The organism is Micromonospora parva, assembly GCF_000718515.1.
Lineage (GTDB): Bacteria > Actinomycetota > Actinomycetes > Mycobacteriales > Micromonosporaceae > Micromonospora > Micromonospora parva.
Genome location: NZ_JNZS01000001.1, coordinates 314,112 through 336,680 on the forward strand (window position 1 = coordinate 314,112; position 22,569 = coordinate 336,680).

Sequence of the window (22,569 nt, forward strand, 5' to 3'; positions counted from 1 at the left end):
GGGCACTCCACAGTGCCTGCCCACGAGGTCCTTTTGCCTGAGAGGTTCCGGGGAGGATTTGCCCCTTCGGCGCCGCCCTGCGTGCTGTCGGGCGGTCTCTCCCACGTGGGTGTTACCGGCGTGGTCAACGCTACCAGCGCCGGTGTTTCCCGCAGATGTCCTACCCCCGGGCCGGGCACCGCGCCCAGTGACCCACGATCACACCTTGAGCGGCACTCCAGCGGCGACCCGCGCGGCCAACTGCGGCAACACCACACCCAGCGGCGCGTCGACGCACACGGTGGCGTGGTCGTCACCTCGCGTGGGCCCCTGGTTGACGATCGCCACCGGGATGCCCCGTTTCGCCGCCCGAATCACGAAACGGCGCCCCGACATCACCGTCAACGACGACCCGAGAACCAGCAACGAACGGGCCTGCTCCACGGCCGCGAAACACCGCGCCACCCGCTGCGGCGGCACCGTCTCACCGAAGAACACCACGTCCGGCTTCACCATCCCGGTGCCGCAGATCCCGCAGTCCACCGGCCGGAACGCCGCCACCTGCTCATCGGGGAGATCAACATCACCGTCCGGGTTGACCCCGGCGACGCGGGCCACGAAATCCGGGTTGGCCTCCCGCAGCCGCCGGTCCAGCTCCTCCCGCGAGGTCAGGTTGCCGCAGTCCAGGCAGGTCACCTCGTCGAGCCGACCATGCAACTCGATCACCGACGGGCTGCCGGCCGCACCGTGCAGACCGTCGACGTTCTGGGTGATCACGGTGTCGACCAGACCGGCGCGTTGCAGCTGCGCCACCGCCCGATGCCCGGCGTTGGGCGCCGCGCCCGCGATCAACCGCCACCCCAGGTGGCTACGCGCCCAGTAGCGCCGCCGGGCGAGCGGATCCCCGGTGAACGCCTGGAAGGTCATCGGGGTGTGCCGCCGCGCCACCCCGCTGGGCCCCCGGTAGTCCGGGATCCCCGACTCGGTGGACAGGCCGGCGCCGCTGAGGACCACCACCCCACCGCCGGCCACCAGCGAGGTCAACACGTCGAGGCTCTCCGTCACCTCTCCATGCTGCCTCAACCCGTGCGCCACCGGCGAACCCAACGTCGGGTGGGCAACCCCACCCGACGCGGGCACCGGGACGTCTACACCGCCACGATGTCGGCCACCACGCAGGCGATGTTGTCCGGTGCCCCCTCGGCCCGCGCCAGCGCCGTCAGCGCACGCACCGTGGCATCCGGATCGCCGGCCCCGGTCAACGCCGAACGCAGCTCGGCCCGGTCGACGACCGCCGACAACCCGTCGGAGCACAGCAGGTACCGGTCACCGGCCTGCACGGTGCGCACCGCGAGATCAGCCTCGACCTGCCGACCGCCACCGAGGGCGCGCACCAGCACCGCCCGCTGCGGATGCGACGCGGCCTGCTCCCGGTCGAGCCGGCCCTGATCCACCTGGGCCTGCACCCAGGTGTGGTCCTGCGTGAGCAGCGACAGCTCACCGTCACGCAACAGGTAGGCCCGGGTGTCACCGACGTGCACCAACGCCAGCCGGGAACCGCGCAGCAGCAGCCCGGTCAGCGTGGTGACCGGCTGACCGGCGTCGGACGCCAACCCGCGCACAGCGCGGTCGGCGTCGGCGACCGCCCCGGCCAGCACCGTCAACACCTCGGCGGACGGCAGGTCGGCGAACTCCAACGGCTTCAGGGCGTCGACGGCGGCCGCGCTGGCAGCCGCACCGCCCGGCCCCCGCATACCGTCGGCCACGGCCAGCAACCGTCCGCCGGCGTACGCGACGTCCTCGTTGCTGTCGCGCACCAGGCCGGTGTCACAACCGGCCGCGCAGCGTACGGCAACCGTGCCATTCGGGTCGGACATCGTGGTACCCCCTTCAGAAAGGTGATCCACGAGGAGGGTGGCGAGCCGGGCGCGAGCCGCGGTGTCGGCGCTGACCCGCCGCCAGTACGCGCTGATCGCCTCAGCGGCCGCCGCGGGCTCCAGGGCACACACCACCCGGATCGTCGCCAGCGGCATCCCGACCCGACGCAACTGGGCGACCAGCCGCGCCACCGGCAGCTGAGCCGGGTCGTAGAACCGGTAGCCGGACTCCGGATCCACCGCCGCCGGAACCAGCAACCCCACCTGGTCGTACAGGCGCAACGCCTTCGGCGTCAGCCTCGCCGCCCGAGCGAACGCCCCGATGGTCATCAGCCCCACGTGAACATCCTCCTCGTGCCGGTCACGGCGACCGGCACGACCAGGCTCAGGGTTACCCGAAGGTCAAGGTCAAGCCGGTACGGCCGGTAGGTTGGGCGCATGCGCGTCGTCATCGCCGGAGGCCACGGCAAGATCGCCCTGCTGCTGCAACGTCACCTCGTCGGGCGCGGCGACACCGCCGTCGGCCTCATCCGCAACCCCGAGCAGGCCGCGACACTGCGCGCCGCCGGCGCCACCCCCGTGGTCAACGACCTGGAACACACCGACATCACGCAGCTCGCCGCGCACCTCGACGGCGCCGACGCGGTGATCTTCGCCGCCGGTGCCGGGCCCGGCAGCGGCGCCGCCCGTAAGGACACCGTCGACCGGGCCGCCGCCGCGCTGCTCGCCGACGCCGCCACCCGCGCCGGCGTCCACCGCTACCTGCTCGTCTCCTCCATGGGCGTGGACAAGCCACCCGCCCCCGGCACCGACGACGTGTGGGCGGCGTACCTGCGCGCCAAACGCGCCGCCGAGGACGACCTGCGCGGCCGCGACCTGGCCTGGACGGTGCTGCGACCCGGCCGGCTCACCGACGACCCACCCACCGGGCGGGTCACCCTCACCCCACACGCCGGGGGTGGCGCGATCAGCCGCACCGACGTCGCCCACGTCCTCGCCGCGCTGCTCGACGAACCACGCACCGCCGGCGCGACACTGGAACTCGTCGACGGGCCCACCCCGATCGCCGACGCCGTCCGCGCCGCCGCCACCTGACCGACTACGCCGGCCCGCGCCGCGTCCTACTCCTGCGGCTCCCAGGCGATCAGCTGGTCCAGGACGCGGCGGTCGCCCTCGAGCTGCAGCAGGTCCATCTGAATCCGGCCGTAGAAGAACATGACCAGCTCATTGGCCGTACCCCGGGCGGAAACATACGCCACCCCCGGGTCCTCGGCGGCGAGCGGCGCCGAGAGCCGGGCGGTCCGTGCGCCGTCGGCGGAGAACCACAGCCGCCAGGAACGGCCCTCGGTGGCGTGGTAGTCGATGACAGCGGGCTCGTGCGGCCACGCGATCGTCGTCGCGACGCAGGTGGTCAGAAACTCGTCGACACCGTCGAGGGCCACCTCGTCCGGCAACGGCTCCGGCGCGCCCACAGCGACCTGGGCGTCATAGGTGTGCACGGCGACCTGCTGAAGCTGGTGGCGGGCAACAGCGCCCGCGGTCTGCGGCGACTGCGAATCACCCCACCACGTCCAGCAACCACGATCCGGGCCGGCCTCCCGCAACGCCGACAGCAACTGCGCCGTCGACGCGGCGAACCAGGCCAGCAGGGCCTCGCGCACGCGGGGCGGCGCCGGCGCGGCGATGTCCGGTGGGGCGTCGGCGGGCCCCGCGGCCACGATGGCGGCCCACCGGCGGCGTCCCTCGCCCAGGTGTCGCACCAGGTCGAACACCGTCCACTCAGGACACGTCGGCACCCGCACGTCGAGGCTGGGCGCCGCGGCGACCGCCGCCCGGAAAGCAGCCGACCGTTCGTCCATCAACCGCAACAGATCGGCGAACTTCAGAGTCTCTTCCACCGCGGCTTTGTACCACCCCGCCCCGGCAACCGACAGCGGGTTTCGCCCTCGCGGCGGGGGCACGCGGAAGACCCGGTGCCCGGCGCGGCCGCCTCGCACCCCGAACAACCGCTCAGCTGACCGCCAGCCCCGCAGCCGGTCGGGGTCAGCCGCCCGGGCGGTGCGCGGCGACCAGCACCGGCCCGCCGGGGACGGTCGGGAAACGGCGAACATCGGCCAAGCCCGTCGCCGCCAGCACCTGCGCCATCCGGTCCGCGTCGAACGCGTTACCACCGTTGCGGACCGCGTTCCACCGGTCGACGGCCGCCCGCAACGGATCCCCCGCCGGCGGGTTGGTGCCCGCCACCAGCCAACCACCAGGCCGCAACGCCTGCACCAGCCGGGGCAACGCCACCGTCAACGTCTGCTCGGGCAGGAACGGCGCCGGCAACCACACCAGGTCGTACCCGCCCGGCTCCGTCACCTCCGCCACGTCCTGACGGCGCAGACTGATCCGATCCGCGACCTCGCCTGCCTCGGCCAACTCACCCCGGGCCAGGTCCAACGCCCGCTGCAGCACGTCGATACCCACCACCGACGCCCGAGGCAACGCGCGAGCCAGCGCAACCGCCAACCCCGCCACCCCGGTGCCCACGTCCAGCACCCGGCCGTCCGCCGAGCCCAAGCGCTCCGCCAACCCCGGCAACTCGGGCACCACCCGGGTCGCCAACGCCCGGCCGGTCGCCCCCGACGCCCGACCCTGGTGCAGCAACACCTCGTCGTCCAACTCCGCCCAACCCGCCCCGCGCGGCCCGGAAGGCTCCTGCGCCGCCGCGGCGACGGCCTGCCGCAGCGAACTCAACCGGGCCTGCACCGCGCTGCTCCCCGTCGGCCCATCGGCGGGCACCAACGACGGGTGCGCAACCGGCACCCCACCATCCCAGGACAGCAGACCAGCGGCCTCCAGCACCGCGCTGCGGTGCGGCGACGCCGCCACGACCTCGGCGAGCGGGGCCGACAGGGCGTCACTCATGGTGCCGACCGCGGCCGCCAGAGCCCACGCCGAAGCCTCCAACGCGGCCAGCGGGTCCACCGACCCGCCGGCCGGAGACGGTGATACAGACACGAAGGAGCCTCTCTCACGGGCGCGGCCACCGATCAGCCCCGCCTGACCCCTCCGACTATGCCACCGCCGCCAACGCGCCGAGCACGCTCCACGATCAGCGCTGCTGGTGCCGCGGCAACGCCGACTGCCCCACCACACCACCCACGAACGGCGCCCCCGGCGTCTCCGCCGCGATCCGATCCATCGTGCGCGCCAACTGCTCACTGCCGTCATCAAGATGCCGCGCCGCCGCCTGCATGTGCGACACCATCATCTCGCCGAAAATCCGCAACGCCTCCCGGGTCGCCACCGTGTCGTCGAAGCTCGGCCCGGCCGCGCTGCGGTACTCCGCCACCGCCCGCTCCGCCTCCTGCTTCGCCTCCGCCTCCGCCGCCTGCAGGTAACTCTCGTACTGCACCCGGGCGTACTCGGCGACCCGACGCGCATAGTCATGCGCCTGCGCGATGATCTGCTCCGCCTCCCGCTGCGCCGCCGACAGCAGATTCACCTCCCGCGCCGCCGGAACCTTCGCCGCCGCCCCCGTACTCGGAATCACCCCGTGCCGGTGCAACTCCACCCGGTCGTTCAGCCGCTCGTTCTCCGCCCGCAACGTCGCGATCTGCGTCGCCAACAGATCCAACTCGTCAGCGACCTGCACCCGGAACCGGTCCACGTCAGCATTGTCATAACCCCGCCGAGCGAACGACGCGGCACCGAACTCCCACCGCCGAACCCGATCGGCGGTCATCCGTACCTGCACACCACCGGAAACCTGCACCCCGTCATACCGGCTGATCGGCGTCGCGCTCACCTGTGCAGACCTCCGTTCACGACTGCCGGGCTCGCAAGCTCACTCCTCGCGCTCACCTGTGCCCACCTTCCGAAGTGTCACCCGCAGCCGTCCGCCACGCCGGGCCGTACCACTGCGCACCCAGGCCCTCGTGGTGCACCTGACCCGCGTGGTAACCCGCCTGCGCCAACGTTTGCACCGCGTGCGACACCATCTCGTCCGACCCACACACGAACACGTGCCGGGAACGCCAGTCACCGTCGGCCAGCGCCCGATCCACCGCCTGCACGAACTCCCCCGGCCGGTGCACGTCGGTACCCACCACGTACGTCACCGTCAACCACGGATACGACGACGCCAACTTGTCGATCGCGTCGCTGTCGTAGAACTCGCTACGCGACCGGGCCCCCACGTACAGATCAACTCGGCGGCGGGAACCCTCCGCGGCGACCTGCTCCACCAACGCCTTCACCGGCGCCCAGCCCGTACCCGCCACCAGCAGCAACAGGTCACTGGAGCCCGCCGACCACAACCCCAGCCGGTCCCCCACCGGCGCCGCCAGGTGGATCCGATCCCCCACCGCCGACCCGTACACCAGCCGCGACGACACCGCGCCCCCCGGCGCGGCCCGCACATGCAACTCCAGGGTGCCGTCCGCCCGCGGGGCGTTCGCCGGCGAGTAGTACCGCCACGACCGCACCGACGGGTGCGACACCCCGATCGACTGACCCGGGGTGAACGGCAACAGGTACTGCGGGCGCACCGTCAACACCGCCACGTCGAACGCCCGCCGCTCATGCGCCACGATCTCCGCCACCCACCACGGCGGATTGACCGCCTCAGCGGCCTGCGCGGCCTCCATCATCACCTGGGCGACCAACCCGTACGCGGCCGTCCAGTCCGCTGCCAACTCCTCGGTCCACTGCTCGGCGAGGAAATGCTGCAACGTCGCCACCAGCGCCTCACCGACCGCCGGATAGTGCTCCGCGCGCACCGCGAACTTGCGGTGATCCGCGCCGAGATCCTGCAGGAAACCCACCAGCCGATCCACCTGGTCCACGTTGGACACGATGTGGCCCAACGCGGTCACCAGGCGATCCCGCTGACCGGCCATGTTCGTGGGGAACATCTGCCGCGTCTCAGGATGAGCGAGGAACAACGTCGAATAGAAATAGAGCGGCACCTGGTCGCCGTGACCGGCGACCACCGACCAGCTCTGCTTGAGGCGAGCCGCGTCCACGCTCAGACGCCCGACCTGTTTCGGGCAGCCACCACCTGGCCCTGCACCTGCCCCAGCACTGTCTGCACGTCAGCGAGGATGTCCGCCGGCACCCCCAACTCGGTCAGCGTCGCCGTCAGGTGCTCGCCCACCTTCGCGTAGTGCTCCACAGTGATGTTCAACGGCTGGTGCGCCTCAGCCAACCCACGACCCGTGTACTCGTTCGGGCCACCCAGCACCACGGTCAACATCAACGCCAGGTGCCGCCGCTGACCCGCCATCTCCACATCAGTGAAGTAACCCGCCAACTCCGGGTCCGCGAGCACCTTGTCGTAGAACAGCTCAACCGCCGCCTTGACCGAACTGGCACCGCCAATGCGGTCGTAGTGCGAAGCGGGAGCCGTCTCTTCCGTAACCGTCACGGTCGTTCCTTCCGGGGATGAAGGGTGCAGAACCGTGAGGGACCATAGCGTGTCAAACGCCTCCGGTCAGCGCCCCCTTATCGGATTCCCGACAATACGACCGACACGTTGCGTCATCACTACCGATCGGTATCTCCACAATCGGCCACCAACACCACACCGAACGTATCCACAAGGGACCGGCGTGGTCGATCACCCCCGGCCACCGTCACCGACGGTCGCGAGAAAACCCAACCGGAAAAAATTGGAAGCCGAACGGGTCAGCCGGCCCGCCGTCGCGCCCGCCGTGCCGCCAGCTCGTCACCCACCGGATCCGCCCCGGACACCGCCGCCGGCTCCACCGGGCCGCTCGTCGCCGGCTCCGCCGGCAGATGCGACAACGACCCCTGGATCTCCTTGAAAGCCCCACCGATCGCGATGCCGAAGACCCCCTGGCCACCCTGCAACAGGTCGACCACCTCCTCCGGAGACCGGCACTCGTACACCGTCGTCCCATCAGAGATCAGCGTGATCCCCGCCAGATCCTCCACACCACGCGACCGCAACGCCTCGATCGCCTTACGGATGTTCTGCAGGGACACCCCCGCATCCAACAACCGCTTCACGACCTTCAACACCACCAGGTCCCGGAACGAGTACAACCGCTGCGTCCCCGAGCCCGAAGCATCCCGAACGCTCGGCACCACGAGCGTCGTCCGCGCCCAGTAGTCCAACTGCCGGTAACTGATGCCCACCGCGTGACACGCCGTCACACCCCGGTAGCCAACCGAACCGTCACCCTCAGCCGCCACACCTGGCGACGAGGCACCCGGCTCGTCGAACTCTGCACCCGGATCGGAATCCCGCGGCTCGTGCATCCGGACAACCTCCCCGTCAGTGTGGCGACGCATCGTTTCCGGGACGCGCACCCCTCGACATGGAAACCCTATCGCCACCGTCAGGGGTTACCACGGAGGAACCGACGCGACACGCCGCGCAGCCACCGAGAAAGATCACCAACCGAGCCCGGGCACACCTCAGCCCGCGAAATCCTCCGGACGCACCTGCTCCAGGAACTCGCGGAACTTCTCCACCTCGTCCTCCTGCTCATCAGGGATAACGATCCCCGCCTCGCTGAGGACCTGCTCCGCACAACGAATCGGCGCACCGACACGCAACGCCAACGCGATCGAATCGCTCGGCCGCGCCGACACCCGCACCCCATCGCCGATCAACAGATCCGCGTAGAAGACGTTCTCCTTCAGCTCGGTGATCTCCACCGCCTGCAAGGGCGCCTTCAACGCCGCCAACACATCCCGCAGAAGATCATGGGTCAACGGCCGGGCCGGCTTGACCCCCTGCTGCTCATAAGCGATAGCCGTCGCCTCGACCGCGCCGATCCAGATCGGCAGATAGCGGTCCCCCTCGACCTCCCTGAGCAGGACGATCGGTTGGTTGCTGGGCAGCTCCACCCGAACTCCGACCACGCTCAGCTCGCGCACCGCCGCCTCCGTGTCGTTGTCACCTACGCCGCACCGCGCCCTTCCCTGCACGGTACACGGACCGCAACACGGCCGTCCCATGCGCTACAGCACCACGCCCGCGCCGAAAAGGGGTTACCCCGGCAAGCCTACGGCACGCTTCCCCGAAGAGATCTTTCCGCTCAGCCGCCACCCGCCGGGCACCCTCACCGACCCAACGTCGACCGCAGACCCACCCGCACCAACGCCGCGTGCAACTGCTCCGACAACGCCACCAACTCCCGCGCCGTCTCCGCCGCCCGCGCCCGCGCCGCCGGATCACTCTGCCGCGCCAACGGCGCCACCAACTGCGCGAACAAACCGACCTCCCGGTCCGCCGCCGTCCGATAACCCCGCAGATGCCGCGGCTCCAACCCGTACGACGCCAACCCCGCCACCGCCGAAGCGATGATCAGGGCATCCGCGTCATACCAACCCGGTGGATCCGACACCAGCACACCGAGCCGCTCCAACTCCGCCAGCGTCGACTCGTCGATCCCACTGCGCGCCACCAGATCCGACCGGCCGAGCCGCACCTGCGACGACTCGGCCGGCTCCGACACCTCACGACCCGGCACCGCACCATCGGGACCAACCGCCACCAACGCCGGCCGCGACCGCTCCGGCTGCTCACCGGACGAATCCCACTGGGCCAACTGCTCCCGGATCACCCGCAACGGCAGGTACCTGTCCCGCTGCGCGGTCAACACGAACCGCAACCGCGCCACATCGTCCCAGCTGTACTTCCGGTAACCCGCCGCCGTCCGCTGCGGCTCGACCAAACCCTCAGCCTCAAGAAACCGCAGCTTCGAAATCGTGGTATCCGGAAAATCCACCCGCAACTGCCCAAGCACCTCACCGATGCTCATCAGCGGCTGAGACCGAGCCGCCCCGGGTGACGTGGAGGCCGCAGGCTCGTTCACCCCCGGCCGGCCTCCTCCTCCGGGCGCGGACCGGCGATGAACACCACCCGGAACTTACCGATCTGGACCTCGTCACCGTTGCTCAACGTGGCCGCCTCAACCCGCTCACGATTGACGTACGTGCCATTCAGGCTGCCCACGTCGCGCACCGTGAACGTCCCACCGTCACGGTGGAACTCCGCATGCCGACGCGACACCGTCACGTCATCCAGGAAGATGTCACTGTCCGGGTGCCGGCCACTGGTCGTCACATCGTGGTCCAACAGGAACCGGGCACCCGCATTCGGGCCTCGACGAACCACCAGCAGCGCCATACCCGGCGGCAACGAACCGGACATCCGGCTCGGCACCACATCGGTGTCCGGCCCCTCCAGCACTTCGTCGAGCGAACCGAGATTGAGCGTCGAAGTGACGTCGAGTGGGGGGAACTCGTCGTCTGGCCGCGTCATGGGACCACCTCACGGATCTGTTCGGTCGGCGTCGGGTAATGGCGGGTCTGGCCGCCGGGCACATGCACACCCGGCGGCTGGCTCCCCGTGCCCGGGAAGGCAATTCCACAACGCTCAACTATTGGGTTCTCGGTCGACTGGGCGAGCCTAGCCAGCGCCGAAATGCAGGGCAACCGGACGCGCGCAGACATCGCACGCACCGGATCACGCACACTCAGCCTTCGGTGATCTTCTGATACGCGGCCGCCGTCAGCAACCCATCCGTCGCCGTCGGATCATCCGGCGTGATCTCCACCAACCAACCCTCACCGTACGGATCAGTGTTGATCAGCTCAGGAGTGTCAGCCAACGCGTCGTTGCGCGCCGCCACCGTACCGGCCACCGGCGCGTAGATCTCCGACACACTCTTGGTCGACTCGATCTCACCCAACGAGTCACCGGCCGCGACCACCGCACCCGCCTCGGGCAACTGCACGTACACGATGTCACCGAGCGCGTCCTGCGCGAAGTGGGTGATGCCGACCCGGACCGAAGCCGTGCCGTCACCCGCCACCCACTCATGCTCGGCGGTGTATCGCAGATCCTCGGGAATCACCAGACGCGTCCTTCATCCATCGGTGCCCCGGACCACCCGGGTCCGGGGCGGCCGCGCCGGTCAGGAGACCGGACGGGCGTGTTCCAACTTGATCGGCACGTGCAGCGCCGAAACCTCGGCAACCTCACGCTCCCCAAACGTCACGTTACCGCCGTCACCCCGAACCGACGCCACCACCCCACCAGGAATGTTCAACGCCGTACGCATCGTCGCCGGATCACCGATCACCGTGATCGTGTACGGCCCCGTCAACCGACGCCCCTCCACCATCAACGACCCGTTGTCCCCATCGAGGAAGTACGTCGACGCGATGATCCGAACCGTCGCCCGATCCCCACCGGAAATCTGCATCGCCTCGGCACCCGCACCACGCAGCTCCTGGACCGCGTCCAACACCCGGTTCGCCGAGATCGGCTTCACCCCGGAGTCGAACTGCACCGTCAACCCCGGGCCCACCGCCGGCAACGTCCCCGCCAGGATGCCCAACTCGTCCGCCCGCCGGGTCGCCTCGTCCAACGCCGCCTGACGACCCTGCTCACCCGAGCGCAACTGACGCTGACTGTCCTCCAGGGCACGGATGTCCTGCTGCAGGCGGTTCTCCCGCGCATCCAGATCCGACAGGATCCGAACCAGGTCCTCCTGCCGCGTGGCCCCCAACGTCGGGTCCGTCGAGGTCGTCTTCAACTGCACCACCAACGTGAACCCCAACAACGCCAGCAACGCGGCGATCATCACACCGGCCGTACTCCACCGGGACCGACCAGCCACCACCGGCTCCGCCGGCTCCACCGACGCGTCGGAACCCACGACCGGCTCCCCCGACCGCGACACCGCGTTCAGGTCCACCGTCGCACCGTCGTCGACCGGCTCCACACCCGGCTCCGCCACCGGCTCATCGTCCGACGGCCGCGCGGGCCCCTGCGGCGCCAACGGGCTCAGCTCGTCCGGATCCGGCGCGTCAGGCCGCGGATCAGGCTCACCCGCCGGCCCACCCGGGCGCGCCGGGCCCGCCGGCTGCGGCCACCCGGTCCCCGTGTCGGTCTGCTCGTCACTCATCGCAACCCAACCTACGCCCGGAACAGGTGCCGGCGGATCGCCGCCACGTTGCCGAAGATACGCACACCCAGCACAACCACCACACCGGTGGACAACTGCCCGCCCACACCCAGCTGGTCACCCAGATACACGATCAGACCAGCGACCAGCACGTTCGAAATGAACGACACCACGAACTGCTTGTCGTCGAAGATGCGGTCCAACCGGGCCCGCACCCCACCGAACACCGCGTCCAACGCGGCCACCACCGCGATCGGCAGGTACGGCTGCAACGCCGCCGGCACCGTGGGATCAAGCCACACGCCCAGCACCACACCGGCGAGCAACGCCAGCACCGCGATCATCGGCCACCTCCGGAGGGGCTAACAGTCGTCGCCGGACCGGACGACCCGGGACTGCCGGACCGGACACCCGACGCGGAAGGGCTCGGACTGACCGACGGCTTGGCGTAGCGTAGCTGCGGCTCCGGAGCCGCCGGCAGGGTGAGGTCATCCGACTCGCGAACACCGAACGACAACCCGGTCCCCTGCGCCACCTTCCGCATCAGCGCCGCGTTCCGACTGTCCTCGAACTTGCGCCGCATCGAATCCGGCCCGATCGCCGACACCTCGTACGGCCCGGTCACCGGCCGGAAATCCACCAGCATGGCCTCACCCGCCGACCGGATCGTCGACGTCGACGTCAACCGCTGCCCGTTGATGGCGATCGCCTCCGCGCCGGCACTCCACAACGCGTTCGCCACCCCCTGCAGGTCGCTGTAGAGCACCCGCGGCGGCCCGGCACCCGCACCGGTCACCGCGTCCGCCTTGTCCGGCGCGTCCGCCAACCGCACCACCACACCATCACCGCGCACCCGACCCAGCCCGGTGCTCGCCTCCAGGTTGCGCAACCGGGCGGCGGCCGACCCGCTCAACGCCGCGTCCCGCTGCCGACTGACCTCCTCGCGCAGCTGATCCGCCCGCGTGGACAACCGGTCGGTCTGGCTCTCCCGTTCCTTGATCTGCGTCACCAGACCCGAACGGGCCTGGCTCCGCCCCGGCTCGTCCGCCATCGTCTGCCGGTACGCCACCGCGAACAGGAAACCGAGCATCACCACCACGACCAGGCTCACCGACCGCGCCGGCCAGGCCCGCCATCCTCGCGCCGCAGCGGACTGCGCCGAGCTCCGACGGGCGGCGGCCGCGTCCGCGTACCCCGGATCCAACGGGTTGCGAAACAGTTCGGTGAGGAAATCCGGCGCGTACACCCGGTCCTGGCCGGGTTTGCCCAGCCGCGGCGCGCTCACGCCGCCGCTCCCGGGCCGCGCACCGCGCGCACCAGCCGGGCCGCCTGCACGACGTACATCCCGCCGGCCACCCAGTAGAGCACCAGACCCCACCAGGCCAACGCCCAACCGATGGCGCTCGCCGCGGTCGCCACGTCGGTCGCCGCGGTGGCCAACAGCAGCACCGGGAACGCCGCGAGCAGCAGGAACGTGGCGGTCTTGCCGACGTAGTGCACCGGCGGCGGCCCGTACCCGTGGCGACGCAGCACCGCCAGCGAACCGAGCAGGAGCACCTCACGGGCCAGCAGCGCCGCGGTGAACTGCCACGGCACCACCTCCCGCGCGGTGAACGCGACCAGGGTGGCGAGGATGTAGAGGCGGTCGGCGAGCGGGTCGAGCAGTTCGCCCAGGCGGCTCACCTGACGCAGCCGGCGGGCGATCCAGCCGTCGACCCAGTCGGTGGTGCCGCCGATGGCCAGGACGACGACCGCGGCCACGTCGGCCCGCGCCACCAGGAAGAGGTAGAGGAACAGCGGCACGCCCAGCAGCCGCCCGAAGCTGATCAGGTTGGGCACTGTGAGCACCTGGTTGCCGGGAGCCTCGTCACCGGTGTCCCGCGGGTGCTCTGCCCGAGCCGGCCGACGCGACACCGATCCTCCTCCACGGCACGCGGGCCCCCGCCGACGCCGGGCGCGGCTGAGGGTCGTCCGTGCTGTCGGGCCGACCACCGCCGGCTCTCCCCGATGGCCCCGCGTGGGGCCCGTTCCTCTGCTGCGGCCCGCGGTCATCGAGATCGCGGGCCGGGTAGATGCGCTGCCACTATATCGGGCCTCCTCTCGCCGGCCGGGTGCCGCCGCCGGGCTGTCGGTGCGGCTGTGCCGCACTATGGCGTGGATCACCACGCCTAAAGCGTCCTAGGATACTAGTGAAGAACGGGGCGACGCTCAGGCCGTCTGCACCGCGGAGTCGCTCTGCTGCTCGGGCACCGAGTTCGCCGCCCGCGCGAACCCGACCAGCGCCAACAACAGCTCGTGCTGCATCCGCGTCGGCATCCGGTCCAACACCGCCTGCACCGCGCGCTGGCGCCGCTCGGCCAACTCCCGCAGCAGGGTCAGCGCGGCGGCGGTCGGCACCAACCGCACCTCCCGCCGGTCGCGCGGATCGGCCACCCGGCGCAACAGGCCGGTCGCTTCCAGCCGGTCGCACAGGCGGCTCGCCGATGACGGCACCACGTCCAGCAACTCCGCCAACCCGTTGACGTTGGTCTCCGGTCGACCGCAGATCAGCGTGAGCACCCGCAGCTGGGTGGGCGGCACCTGATGCCGCGCCGCAGCCGAGTCCAGCACAGCGATCAGCGTTCCGGCAGCCGCGTCGATCGCCGCGGCGAGATCCGCAGGTCGCTCCACCTGATGTCCCCTGCCGTCGTCGCGCTGGTGCCCGCCCGACAACGCGGCCGCGACTCTCACCCCGTGCCCTGTTCGCGTGGACCATGCCAGTCCAGACAGACCACGACGGCGTCGTCGCGCAGGTCGGAATCCGCGTGATAGGCGTGCAGTTCGCGCATCACCGTACCAACCGCCTCGGCCGGCGGCTGCAGCCGAGTGGCGCGCAACGAACGCGCCATCATCCGCTGCCCGTACGGCTCCTGCCCCGGCGGTTCGGCGGCCCACACCCCGTCGCTGACCACGAAGAGACGGTCGCCCGGCGCGAGTTGCACCTCCTGAAGCTCGTAGCGCGTCTCGGCGAACATGCCCAGCGGCAGCTGCTGATCCAGCTTCATCGGCTCGACCGTGGACCCGCGCATCCGCAGCAGATGGGGCGAACCCGCGTCGACCGCCCGCACCCGGCCGCAGCGAGTGTCCACCTCGAGCAGCAGGGTGGCCACGTACCGCGCACCCCGGTGCTGGTAGAAGACCGTGTCCGAGGCCAGCTCGGCCTGTTCCACCAGGCCGCCACCGGAGCGCCGCGCGTTGCGCATCGCGTTGACCGTGACGGCGGTCAACAGGGACGCGGCCAGCCCGGTGCCCTCACCGTTGAGCACCGTCACGGTGAGACGGTCGCCGTCCAGCGACCAGTCGAAGTGGTCACCGCCCACCGTGTACGCCGGTTCGAGCTGACCGGCCAGATCGAACGCGTGGTGCGCGACACCGCGACCGGGCAGCAGATCCCACTGCATCTCGGCGGCCATCGTCAGTCGCTCCCGCCGACGGGCCCGCCGGTAACGGTCGGTCTCCCGGTCCGCCGCGCGCATCGCCACCGCCAGGGCGTCGGCGATGTCCGTGGCCTGACCGGTCACCGCCGGATTCGGCACGGCCGGCAGCTCGATCAGCAGCACGCCCAGCCGCTCCCCCCACACCGTCAACGGCAGGTAGAGCCGGCACGGGCCCTCGCCGTCGCGGACCGGCTGCTGGCTGCTGAAACAGCGCTGCGCGACGGTGTGGCATTCCAGGAACCCAGCCGCCGGCAGGTCCGGGTCCAGCACCGGCCAGAGGCCGCTGATCCGGTAGTCGGCGACGAAGACGTCGGTGCGCAGCGCGCCCATCGCCGACCGGATCGCCCGGTCCGCCGCCTCGGCCAACTGGTCGGGCGGGGCCTCGCGCAACGCGCGCGACACCACGTCCGGCGCGTCTACCATCGTCGTCCTCCCCAGAAGCTTGCTATAGGGCAAGCATCATACGGACGCCCTCGGACGGCGGATCGGCGCGGTCAGTCAGCCGCGCGGGTCGCGAGCACACCGTGGAACGCGTCGGGCACCCGGGCCGGCGGGCCCTCCGCCCGCCACTGGGCGACCGGGACGATCCCGTCCGCCGTCGGCGCCCACCGACCGAGCAGGGGCGCGAACGCCGCCGGCGGGCGCATCCGAAACTGCGGGCCCATCATGGCCAGCGCCTCCGGGTGGCCCGCCAGCTCCTCGGTGTCGAAGTCCACCGCCAGCAGGCTGCCCGGCGCCGCGGCAGCGTACAACTCGTCGAGGGTGCGGGTCAGCGTGGCGTCGTCGAGGAACGCCGCCAGGCCGAGGAAGACCACCCCGACCGGCCGCCGACCCCACCCCGGCACGAAGCGGTGCAGCTGCGCCGGATCGATGGTGCCGATGTCCGTCGCGTCGCCGAAGCCGTAGCCGGCCCGGTCGCTGCCGGCGAGGATGATCTGTCCCAACCGGATGGTGACCGGATCGACGTCGGTGTAGAGCACCGTCGCGTCGGTGGCGACCTCGTGCACGTTACCCATCGTCGGCACCCCGGCGCCGAACACCAGGAAACCGTCCACGCCCTGGCCGGCCATCGCCCGCACCGCCCGGCCCAGGAACGCCCGCAGCTCCCGGAACACCGGCGCGCACGGCCCGTACGCCCGCTCGAACGCGTGAGCGGCGACCACGTCCACCGGGAAGTGATGCTGCCCGCCGAGCCAGTAGTCGATCATGCGAGCGGTGCTCGGCTGGTCTGGTTCACCCATCGGCGACGCTCCCTCCCCGGCCGGTCCTCGTCAGCGTACCGACCGGGGAGCGCTCAGCGGTATCGCGGCGCGAAGGCGTCCGGGCCCGCGATACTGGCCGCGGGCGGAGGTGGGCGGTGAACTCGGCGAACAACGCGGCGGTGGTGGTCGGCGTCGACGGCTCGGAGTCGGCGCTGCGTGCCGTCCGCCTCGCCGCCACCGAGGCGGCACGGCAGCACCGACCACTGCGGGTCGTGCACGGCTTCATCTGGCCGCTGCTGCACGTGCCGGTCTCCCCCGCCCCGGACGCGCCACCCGGCGGTGGACTGCGCCACCGGGCCGAGGAACTCGTCGAGGCCGCGGTGAACGAGGCCGAGGCCACCGTGCCCGGCCTGTCGATCTCCGGCGAGATCATCGATGGGGAGGCCGCCGCGGTGCTGGTGGGCGAGTCCCCCACCGCCGCGCTCATCGTGCTCGGCGACCGCGGGCTCGGTGGGTTCTCCGCGCTGGTGGTCGGTTCGGTCGCGGTGCAGGTCGCCGCGTACGCCGACTGCCCGGTGCTGGTCGCCCGCGGCACGCAACGACCCGACCAGCCGGTGCTGGTAGCTGTCGACGGTTCGGACGCCTCCCGGCGGGCGGCGGACGTCGCCGCCGAGACGGCCGTGTCGCTCGGCGTGCCGCTGGTGGCGGTGCACGCCTACCGGCACCCCGGCAGCAGCGGACCGGGCGACATGCAACCCCTGGTGTACGACGAGGCGAAGCTGCACCGCGAGCAGGAGCGGATGCTCGCCGGGTGGCTGACCGGCCTCACCGAGGACCATCGGGGTCTGCGGTTGACGTGCCAGGCGACACGTGGTCGACCCGGCACCGTGCTCGCCGAGGCGTCCCGCTCCGCCCAACTGGCGGTGGTCGGCGGGCGCGGGCGCGGCGAGGTGACCGGGTTGCTGCTGGGGTCGGTGAGCCAGTCGATGCTGCACCACGCGCAGTGCCCGGTCATGGTGGTCCGCGCCCCCCACTAGCCCGCCGGGGTTCGTCCGCCGCCAGGCGGGTAGACGGCCGCGGTACGCCCAGCGGACGGTGGGCAGCACCAGGTGCCCAGACCGACGAAGGAGGCACAGATGCCAGGACCACGGCCGGGTAGTAACGCGTACGACAAGCAGCGGGCACGGTTGCGCAACGCGATCGACGACTCCGGACGCCGAGTGCCCGACGGCAAGGCCAACCAGGTCGCCAACCGGATCCTGCAGGAGGATCGCGGCCAACGCGGCGTGGTACGCGGTGACCGCGCGTACGGCCCGAAGAGCGAGCGCGAACCGGGCGACCCGAAGTGAGCAGGGTCGACGTGGCCGACGGCGCCATCGCGGGCGCCGTCGGCAGCACCGCGCTGAACGTGGTCAGCTATCTCGACATGGCACTGCGGGGACGGCCCGAGAGCGACGTCCCGCAGGAGACCGTCGACCGGCTGGCCGGGATCGCGCACGTGGACCTGGGCAACGGGGCCCGGGCGGCCAACCGCCGCTCGGGCCTCGGGCCGCTCATCGGTTACGCCCTGGGGGTCGCCGCGGGCGTCGGGTTCGCGTTCTACGCCGGTGGTCGGCGTCAGCCGTTGCCGGTGGCCACCGGGCTGCTCGGCGCCGGCGTCATGACCATGACCGACGGGTCGATCACGGTGCTCGGGATCAGCGACCCGCGCACCTGGCGGCGCTCCGACTGGATCTCCGACATCATTCCGCACCTCGCGTACGGGCTGGCGGCCGCCGCCACCTGGAACAGGTTGCGGCGGCCGCCAGGTCGCGGTCGCTGACCGGGTCAGCGGGTGTCGCTGTCGTCCTCGGCCACCGGCTCACCGGCCGGGCCGTACGGCGACACCTGCCCCTTGGGCACCGGTCGACCGTGGTCGCCACGCGACGTACCACGGTTGGCCGGATGCCCGCCCGGGGCCGGGCCCTTGTTGTCCTGGCTGGTCGCGCCCAGTGCGTTGCGGCGCAACTCCTGCTGCTGCGGGTTCGTCACGGGGTGTCTCCCTCCGGTACGGCAGGCGGCATCGACCGCCTCCACCGCCGGCATACCCGCCCGCCGCTGTGGCATTCCGAGCGCGGTCACCGGTACGACGGCTAGCGCGCCCCCAAGTGGGTACCCGACGGGTGTGGGCAATGATCGAACGGTGGTGCGGGTCCTGCTCGACCGGCGTGGCCGCACGTACGCCGAGGAGGCCGGCATCCGGCTCGCCGACCGGCCCGGCCCGCTCTACCAGCTGTTGGTGCTGACCACGCTGCTGAGCACCCGGATCCGGGCGTGTGTGGCGGTGGACGCCGCCCGGGAGCTGTTCGCCGCCGGTTACCGCACCCCACAGGCGATGGAGGCGGCCAGTTGGCAGGAGCGCGTCGACGCGCTGGGGCGGGGCCACTACCGCCGCTACGACGAGCGTACCGCCACCATGCTCGGCACCGGCGCCCGGCTGTGTCTGGACCGCTGGCACGGTGACCTGCGACGGCTGCACCGGGAAGCCCAGGGTGATCCCGCCGGGCTGCGTCGGCGACTCACCGAGTTCCCCGGCATCGGCCCCACCGGGGCGGACATCTACCTGCGCGAGGCACAGTCGGTCTGGTCGGACGTGCGCCCGTACGCCGACCGTCGGGCCCTGGCCGGGGCGAAGCGGCTGGGTCTGCCGGGGTCCCCGGACCGGCTCGCCGGTCTCGTCGCCGAACCGGACTTCGGGCGGCTCGCCTCAGCGTTGGTGCGGGTGGCGCTGGGTGAGGAGTCCGCCGGTGAGGTCACCCGCGTCGCCGCCCGGTGAGGCGCTCACTTGACCGTCTTGTCCCCCGGGCGGGTCAGGTGCCACACCAGCAACGCGGCGAGCAACGCCAGGACCACCACCCCGCCGGAGATGCCCCGGCCCTCCTCCGGACTGCGCCCGGCGCTGCCGAAGTAGATCACCGCGAGACCGGCCAGCACCGTGACGAACGTCCGCAAACCTCGGTCCTTCACGTCTGGCACCGTATGGGGACCACCCTTACCGGCGTACCTTTTTAGACGTTATGTCATTCTTCTGAGTGATGCTCAGCGCTCGGTGACGAACCCGCAGAGCCGCACCCGGCGTACCGCCCGGTCGGCGACCTCCACCACCTGCAGGGTCAGCCCGGGCAGCCGCACCGTCTCACCCGGGGAGTCCGGCAGGTGCCGCAGCCGGGCCAGCACCAGACCGGCGACAGTCGTGTAGTCCCGGGACAACGGGAAGCTCAGCCGCACCCCCAGATCCGGCAGGTCGTGCAGCGGAAAGTCACCGGGCACCAGCAGAGACCCGTCCGGTTCCCGGACCACCCCCCGCACGTCACGGTCGGTCTCGTCGTACAACTCGCCGACCACCTCGGCCAGCAGGTCCTCCATGGTGACCATGCCGTCGATGCCCCCGTGCTCGTCGACGACCAGGGCCAGTTGCTGATGTTCCTGCCGCAGCTGACGCATCGCGTCGGCGACCGGCAGGGTCACCGGCAGCAGCAGTGGCGCGCGGACCCGCTCGCCCACCGGCGCGGTGCCGGCCCGCACCAGGTCACGGATGTGCACCACCCCGAGCACCTCGTCGAGGCCGCCGGGACCGGTGACGGGTGCGCGGGACCGCCCGGCGGCGGCCAGCCGTCGGACCCCCTCGTCGGCGGCCAGGCTCGCCGGCAGCGTGGTGACCTCCCGCCGTGCCACCAGGATCTCGCGCAGCGTCCGGCCGGCGATGTCGAACGCGCCGGTCAGGATCTCCCGCTGCTGGGCCGACAGGCCGCGCTGGCTGGCCAGCATCTCCCGCAGCTCCTCCTCGGTCATCTCCTCCCGATTGGCCCTCGGATCGCCACCGGCGAGTCGCACGACCGCGTCGGTGGCCCGGCTGAGCAACCACACCGCCGGCCGGGACACCCGGGCGAGCAGGTCCAGCGGACCGGCACTCAGCAACGCCCACCGCTCGGCCCGCTGCATGGCCAGCCGCTTCGGCGCCAACTCGCCCAGCACCAGCGTGACGAACGTCAACGCCACGGTCACCAGCAGCACCGCGGCGGGACGGGCCGCCCCTCCGAGGAAACCCAACGGGCCGACCAGCGGACCGGCCAACGACACCGCGGCCGCCGCCGACGCGAGGAACCCGGCCAGGGTGATCCCGAGCTGAATCGTGGCCAGGTAGCGGTTGGGGTCGTGGGACAACCGCACCAACCGGTCCCCGGCCCGGCTGCGCCGACCCAGCCGCCGCAACTGCCCCTCGCGCAGGGTCACCAACGCCATCTCACTGCCGGAGAGCGCGGCGTTGACGAGCACCAGCACGGCCACCAACGCCAACTGCCCGAGCTGACCGCCCATCGCGTACCCCCGTCCGCCGCCTGAGGTCACTCAACCGCAGCGGGCCGCGGCGCGGGCCCGGTTCGCCACCGGCGCCCGGCTCAGTCGACCTCCAGGTCGTCCAGCGAGATGGCGTGGGTCATCAGCCACCGGGCCAGCGCCGACATCCCGAACAGCCACAGCGGCACCGACTCGGTGGGGCCGTTGGTGGCGTAGATGGCGAAGCGCAGGTCCGGAGCGCGGTACGCCTCGATCCGCCACCGGTGCTGCCGGTCCCGCCAGACCGCCGAAGGGTCCATGGCGTCACCGTAGGTGACCACCGCCGACCTCGGGGTCGGTTGGCCGGCACCGCCGGCTCAGCCCGGCACCACCGTCGTTCCGAACACGATCCGGGTGACGGACACCAGCAGGCTGATCCCGACTCCGGCGAGGATCAACCAGCCGAAGCCACGCCACCCCGAGCCCCGGCCGGGCACCGGCGCCGGCGGTGGTCTCCACACCTCCCGGTAGGTCCACGCCAGCACACCCACCCCGAACGGCAGGAGCCCCACCCAGAACCAGAACCACCTCGTGCCGGCCAGCGGCGGCGCGCCGACGATCAGCCGGCCCAGCCACAGCAGAGTCAGCACACCGGCGAGCAGACCCGCCGTGGTCGCAATCCGGGACGCCACGTCGCCGCCGGCGTGCCACGGATCGGCGACGGCGGCGAGCCGCGCATCCAGCCCGGTCCGCGTCGGCCGGTCCGACCCCGCCGAGTACGGCTGCGGGTCGGGCGGTTGGACCGAGGCGTACCGGGTCTGACCGCTGGGCACCGTCCACGTGATCATCCAACCCTGCTCGGCGGGCCGCAGATCAGGTCGGCTGCCCCAGTAGGGGTCGTCGTCGTCCCAGCCGTTCGCCCGCTGATAGGTCACCACCCGGCCAGCCGCGAGATCCCGGTCGAGCTGGGCTTCGGTCGACTCGCGGGGCTCGACCCACCACGCCAGAGCGGCCCACAGCACCCACAGCACCGGCAGCGCCCAACGCAGCGCCACCGAGACGACGCGCCACCGACCACCGCACGACCGGGACGGGGACACCTCGACCATCAGCCCACCGTCGCATCTCGGCGCAACCGGGTCAGCACCGGATCGGTCGCGGCGCTCAGCGGTCGGGGTGATCCTGGTCCGTCGGCACGATGGCTCGCCGGACGCAGTCGCGAAGCAGAGCACGACGTCGGGAGTGCACGTCGTCGGGTTCCTGGCCGCTGGCGGCGTAGACGTTGCTCACCGGCGACCAGGCCATCGACATCGCGATGACCAGGGCCATGATGTCGAACGGGTCACCACCGCGGATCCGGCCGGCGGCCTGGGCCTCGGCGATCGCCGTGAGCTTGCGATCGTCGTAGTGCTGGTGGGTCTCGACGAGGTGTCCTGCGGGCCGGCGTTCCAGCCGCGTCCAGGTCGCGAGCCGGATGAGGTCGGGGCGGCGCAGGTATTCGTCGTAGAGGCGGACGGCCCAGTCCGCGAGATCGTCGGCGTCGATGGGCACGACGTTGGTGATGCGTTCCAGCGAGCTGAGGAAGATCGCGTCGAAGAGTCGTTCCTTGTCCCCGAAGTAGGCGTAGAGCTGCGCCTTGTTGGTGCGGGCCGCCGTCACGATGCGGTCGACGCGGGCCCCGGCGATGCCGTGTTGGGCGAACTCCTCGGTGGCGGCGTCCAGGATGCGCTGGTAGGTCGCGGCACCTCGCGAGGTCAGCGGCTGCTCCGGCATGGCCCCACACTAG

At 71.5% G+C, this 22,569-nt stretch carries 30 protein-coding genes and 1 riboswitch; of the genes, 5 read left to right on the plus strand and 25 right to left on the minus strand.

What is annotated here, in order from left to right; translation table 11 throughout:
• Nucleotides 1-15: 15 nt before the first annotated feature.
• A riboswitch (glycine riboswitch) is annotated at nucleotides 16-114 on the minus strand.
• A gap of 84 nt (nucleotides 115-198) precedes the next feature.
• Both IF22_RS0101450 and IF22_RS0101455 read right to left on the minus strand, forming a co-directional pair.
• Nucleotides 199-1,044 (minus strand): NAD-dependent protein deacetylase, encoded by an 846-nt coding sequence (locus IF22_RS0101450; protein ID WP_030327697.1) that lies wholly within the window; start codon nucleotides 1,042-1,044, stop codon nucleotides 199-201.
• An 83-nt stretch (nucleotides 1,045-1,127) separates the two neighbouring features.
• Nucleotides 1,128-2,195, minus strand: a complete 1,068-nt coding sequence (locus tag IF22_RS0101455) for a MerR family transcriptional regulator (protein ID WP_030327698.1) — start codon at nucleotides 2,193-2,195, stop codon at nucleotides 1,128-1,130.
• Nucleotides 2,196-2,294: 99 nt separating this feature from the next.
• Here IF22_RS0101455 and IF22_RS0101465 point away from each other — a divergent pair, with 99 nt between their 5' ends.
• A complete protein-coding gene (locus IF22_RS0101465) occupies nucleotides 2,295-2,951 on the plus strand; it encodes an NAD(P)H-binding protein (protein ID WP_030327699.1) in 657 nt (218 codons plus the stop codon).
• A 26-nt stretch (nucleotides 2,952-2,977) separates the two neighbouring features.
• On the opposite strand, the gene IF22_RS0101470 is transcribed toward IF22_RS0101465, so the two are convergent.
• The 17 genes from IF22_RS0101470 to IF22_RS0101550 form a co-directional block, all read right to left on the minus strand.
• A complete protein-coding gene (locus IF22_RS0101470) occupies nucleotides 2,978-3,754 on the minus strand; it encodes a maleylpyruvate isomerase family mycothiol-dependent enzyme (RefSeq protein ID WP_030327700.1) in 777 nt (258 codons plus the stop codon).
• A 145-nt stretch (nucleotides 3,755-3,899) separates the two neighbouring features.
• Nucleotides 3,900-4,859 (minus strand): class I SAM-dependent methyltransferase, encoded by a 960-nt coding sequence (locus IF22_RS0101475; protein ID WP_036410483.1) that lies wholly within the window; start codon nucleotides 4,857-4,859, stop codon nucleotides 3,900-3,902.
• Nucleotides 4,860-4,953: 94 nt separating this feature from the next.
• Complete coding sequence (locus IF22_RS35555; RefSeq protein ID WP_030327702.1) at nucleotides 4,954-5,649, minus strand: DivIVA domain-containing protein; 696 nt, start codon at nucleotides 5,647-5,649, stop codon at nucleotides 4,954-4,956.
• A gap of 52 nt (nucleotides 5,650-5,701) precedes the next feature.
• Nucleotides 5,702-6,868, minus strand: coding sequence for a globin domain-containing protein (locus tag IF22_RS0101485; protein WP_030327703.1), 1,167 nt, complete (start codon nucleotides 6,866-6,868; stop codon nucleotides 5,702-5,704).
• A gap of 2 nt (nucleotides 6,869-6,870) precedes the next feature.
• Nucleotides 6,871-7,269: a group I truncated hemoglobin gene (locus tag IF22_RS0101490; protein WP_030327704.1), complete on the minus strand. Its 399-nt coding sequence runs from the start codon at nucleotides 7,267-7,269 to the stop codon at nucleotides 6,871-6,873.
• Nucleotides 7,270-7,529: 260 nt separating this feature from the next.
• The gene (locus IF22_RS0101495; RefSeq protein ID WP_081883657.1) at nucleotides 7,530-8,126 is read right to left on the minus strand and encodes a MerR family transcriptional regulator; all 597 of its coding nucleotides are present in this window, start codon (nucleotides 8,124-8,126) and stop codon (nucleotides 7,530-7,532) included.
• Nucleotides 8,127-8,285: 159 nt separating this feature from the next.
• On the minus strand, nucleotides 8,286-8,750 hold the full coding sequence (locus IF22_RS0101500; RefSeq protein WP_030327706.1) for a bifunctional nuclease family protein: 465 nt from the start codon (nucleotides 8,748-8,750) through the stop codon (nucleotides 8,286-8,288).
• 185 nt (nucleotides 8,751-8,935) lie between these two features.
• The gene (gene ftsR, locus IF22_RS0101505; RefSeq protein WP_209444452.1) at nucleotides 8,936-9,637 is read right to left on the minus strand and encodes a transcriptional regulator FtsR; all 702 of its coding nucleotides are present in this window, start codon (nucleotides 9,635-9,637) and stop codon (nucleotides 8,936-8,938) included.
• 50 nt (nucleotides 9,638-9,687) lie between these two features.
• Nucleotides 9,688-10,140 carry an oxoglutarate dehydrogenase inhibitor Odhl gene (gene odhI / locus IF22_RS0101510; protein WP_007071101.1) on the minus strand — a complete coding sequence of 151 codons (453 nt, stop codon included), beginning with the start codon at nucleotides 10,138-10,140 and terminating at the stop codon, nucleotides 9,688-9,690.
• 214 nt (nucleotides 10,141-10,354) lie between these two features.
• Nucleotides 10,355-10,735, minus strand: a complete 381-nt coding sequence (gcvH, locus tag IF22_RS0101515) for a glycine cleavage system protein GcvH (protein ID WP_030327708.1) — start codon at nucleotides 10,733-10,735, stop codon at nucleotides 10,355-10,357.
• A gap of 60 nt (nucleotides 10,736-10,795) precedes the next feature.
• The gene (locus IF22_RS0101520) at nucleotides 10,796-11,791 is read right to left on the minus strand and encodes a DUF881 domain-containing protein (RefSeq protein WP_030327709.1); all 996 of its coding nucleotides are present in this window, start codon (nucleotides 11,789-11,791) and stop codon (nucleotides 10,796-10,798) included.
• Between the two features lie 11 nt (nucleotides 11,792-11,802).
• Complete coding sequence (locus tag IF22_RS0101525) at nucleotides 11,803-12,135, minus strand: small basic family protein (RefSeq protein ID WP_030327710.1); 333 nt, start codon at nucleotides 12,133-12,135, stop codon at nucleotides 11,803-11,805.
• Complete coding sequence (locus IF22_RS0101530) at nucleotides 12,132-13,076, minus strand: DUF881 domain-containing protein (protein ID WP_030327711.1); 945 nt, start codon at nucleotides 13,074-13,076, stop codon at nucleotides 12,132-12,134. Before IF22_RS0101530 ends, IF22_RS0101525 begins: the two co-directional genes overlap by 4 nt.
• Nucleotides 13,073-13,705 carry a cardiolipin synthase ClsA gene (clsA, locus tag IF22_RS0101535; RefSeq protein ID WP_030327712.1) on the minus strand — a complete coding sequence of 211 codons (633 nt, stop codon included), beginning with the start codon at nucleotides 13,703-13,705 and terminating at the stop codon, nucleotides 13,073-13,075. Before clsA ends, IF22_RS0101530 begins: the two co-directional genes overlap by 4 nt.
• A gap of 294 nt (nucleotides 13,706-13,999) precedes the next feature.
• Complete coding sequence (locus IF22_RS0101540) at nucleotides 14,000-14,461, minus strand: MarR family winged helix-turn-helix transcriptional regulator (RefSeq protein WP_030327713.1); 462 nt, start codon at nucleotides 14,459-14,461, stop codon at nucleotides 14,000-14,002.
• A 56-nt stretch (nucleotides 14,462-14,517) separates the two neighbouring features.
• Nucleotides 14,518-15,690: a PP2C family protein-serine/threonine phosphatase gene (locus IF22_RS0101545; protein ID WP_030327714.1), complete on the minus strand. Its 1,173-nt coding sequence runs from the start codon at nucleotides 15,688-15,690 to the stop codon at nucleotides 14,518-14,520.
• Between the two features lie 71 nt (nucleotides 15,691-15,761).
• Entirely contained in the window at nucleotides 15,762-16,508 is a 747-nt protein-coding gene (locus IF22_RS0101550) for an SAM-dependent methyltransferase (protein ID WP_030327715.1), read from the minus strand.
• Between the two features lie 116 nt (nucleotides 16,509-16,624).
• On the opposite strand from IF22_RS0101550, the gene IF22_RS0101555 reads away from it, so the two are divergent.
• From IF22_RS0101555 to IF22_RS0101565, 3 genes are all read left to right on the plus strand, one after another.
• Complete coding sequence (locus IF22_RS0101555) at nucleotides 16,625-17,506, plus strand: universal stress protein (protein WP_030327716.1); 882 nt, start codon at nucleotides 16,625-16,627, stop codon at nucleotides 17,504-17,506.
• 99 nt (nucleotides 17,507-17,605) lie between these two features.
• Nucleotides 17,606-17,818 carry a hypothetical protein gene (locus IF22_RS0101560; protein ID WP_030327717.1) on the plus strand — a complete coding sequence of 71 codons (213 nt, stop codon included), beginning with the start codon at nucleotides 17,606-17,608 and terminating at the stop codon, nucleotides 17,816-17,818.
• Nucleotides 17,815-18,291: a hypothetical protein gene (locus IF22_RS0101565; RefSeq protein ID WP_030327718.1), complete on the plus strand. Its 477-nt coding sequence runs from the start codon at nucleotides 17,815-17,817 to the stop codon at nucleotides 18,289-18,291. Before IF22_RS0101560 ends, IF22_RS0101565 begins: the two co-directional genes overlap by 4 nt.
• Nucleotides 18,292-18,296: 5 nt before the next feature.
• On the opposite strand, the gene IF22_RS0101570 is transcribed toward IF22_RS0101565, so the two are convergent.
• A complete protein-coding gene (locus IF22_RS0101570) occupies nucleotides 18,297-18,500 on the minus strand; it encodes a hypothetical protein (RefSeq protein WP_030327719.1) in 204 nt (67 codons plus the stop codon).
• A gap of 133 nt (nucleotides 18,501-18,633) precedes the next feature.
• Between IF22_RS0101570 and IF22_RS0101575 the strand changes: the two genes are divergently transcribed.
• Nucleotides 18,634-19,284 carry a hypothetical protein gene (locus IF22_RS0101575; RefSeq protein WP_030327720.1) on the plus strand — a complete coding sequence of 217 codons (651 nt, stop codon included), beginning with the start codon at nucleotides 18,634-18,636 and terminating at the stop codon, nucleotides 19,282-19,284.
• Nucleotides 19,285-19,289: 5 nt separating this feature from the next.
• Here the strand turns inward: IF22_RS0101575 and IF22_RS32770 are convergent, their stop codons facing one another.
• From IF22_RS32770 to IF22_RS0101600, 5 genes are all read right to left on the minus strand, one after another.
• Entirely contained in the window at nucleotides 19,290-19,475 is a 186-nt protein-coding gene (locus tag IF22_RS32770; protein ID WP_036410487.1) for a hypothetical protein, read from the minus strand.
• 72 nt (nucleotides 19,476-19,547) lie between these two features.
• The gene (locus tag IF22_RS0101585) at nucleotides 19,548-20,825 is read right to left on the minus strand and encodes a hemolysin family protein (protein WP_030327721.1); all 1,278 of its coding nucleotides are present in this window, start codon (nucleotides 20,823-20,825) and stop codon (nucleotides 19,548-19,550) included.
• 80 nt (nucleotides 20,826-20,905) lie between these two features.
• Nucleotides 20,906-21,103: a hypothetical protein gene (locus IF22_RS0101590; RefSeq protein ID WP_030327722.1), complete on the minus strand. Its 198-nt coding sequence runs from the start codon at nucleotides 21,101-21,103 to the stop codon at nucleotides 20,906-20,908.
• A 57-nt stretch (nucleotides 21,104-21,160) separates the two neighbouring features.
• Nucleotides 21,161-21,892 (minus strand): hypothetical protein, encoded by a 732-nt coding sequence (locus IF22_RS0101595; protein WP_030327723.1) that lies wholly within the window; start codon nucleotides 21,890-21,892, stop codon nucleotides 21,161-21,163.
• Between the two features lie 55 nt (nucleotides 21,893-21,947).
• Nucleotides 21,948-22,556, minus strand: a complete 609-nt coding sequence (locus tag IF22_RS0101600; RefSeq protein ID WP_030327724.1) for a TetR/AcrR family transcriptional regulator — start codon at nucleotides 22,554-22,556, stop codon at nucleotides 21,948-21,950.
• Nucleotides 22,557-22,569: the final 13 nt, after the last annotated feature.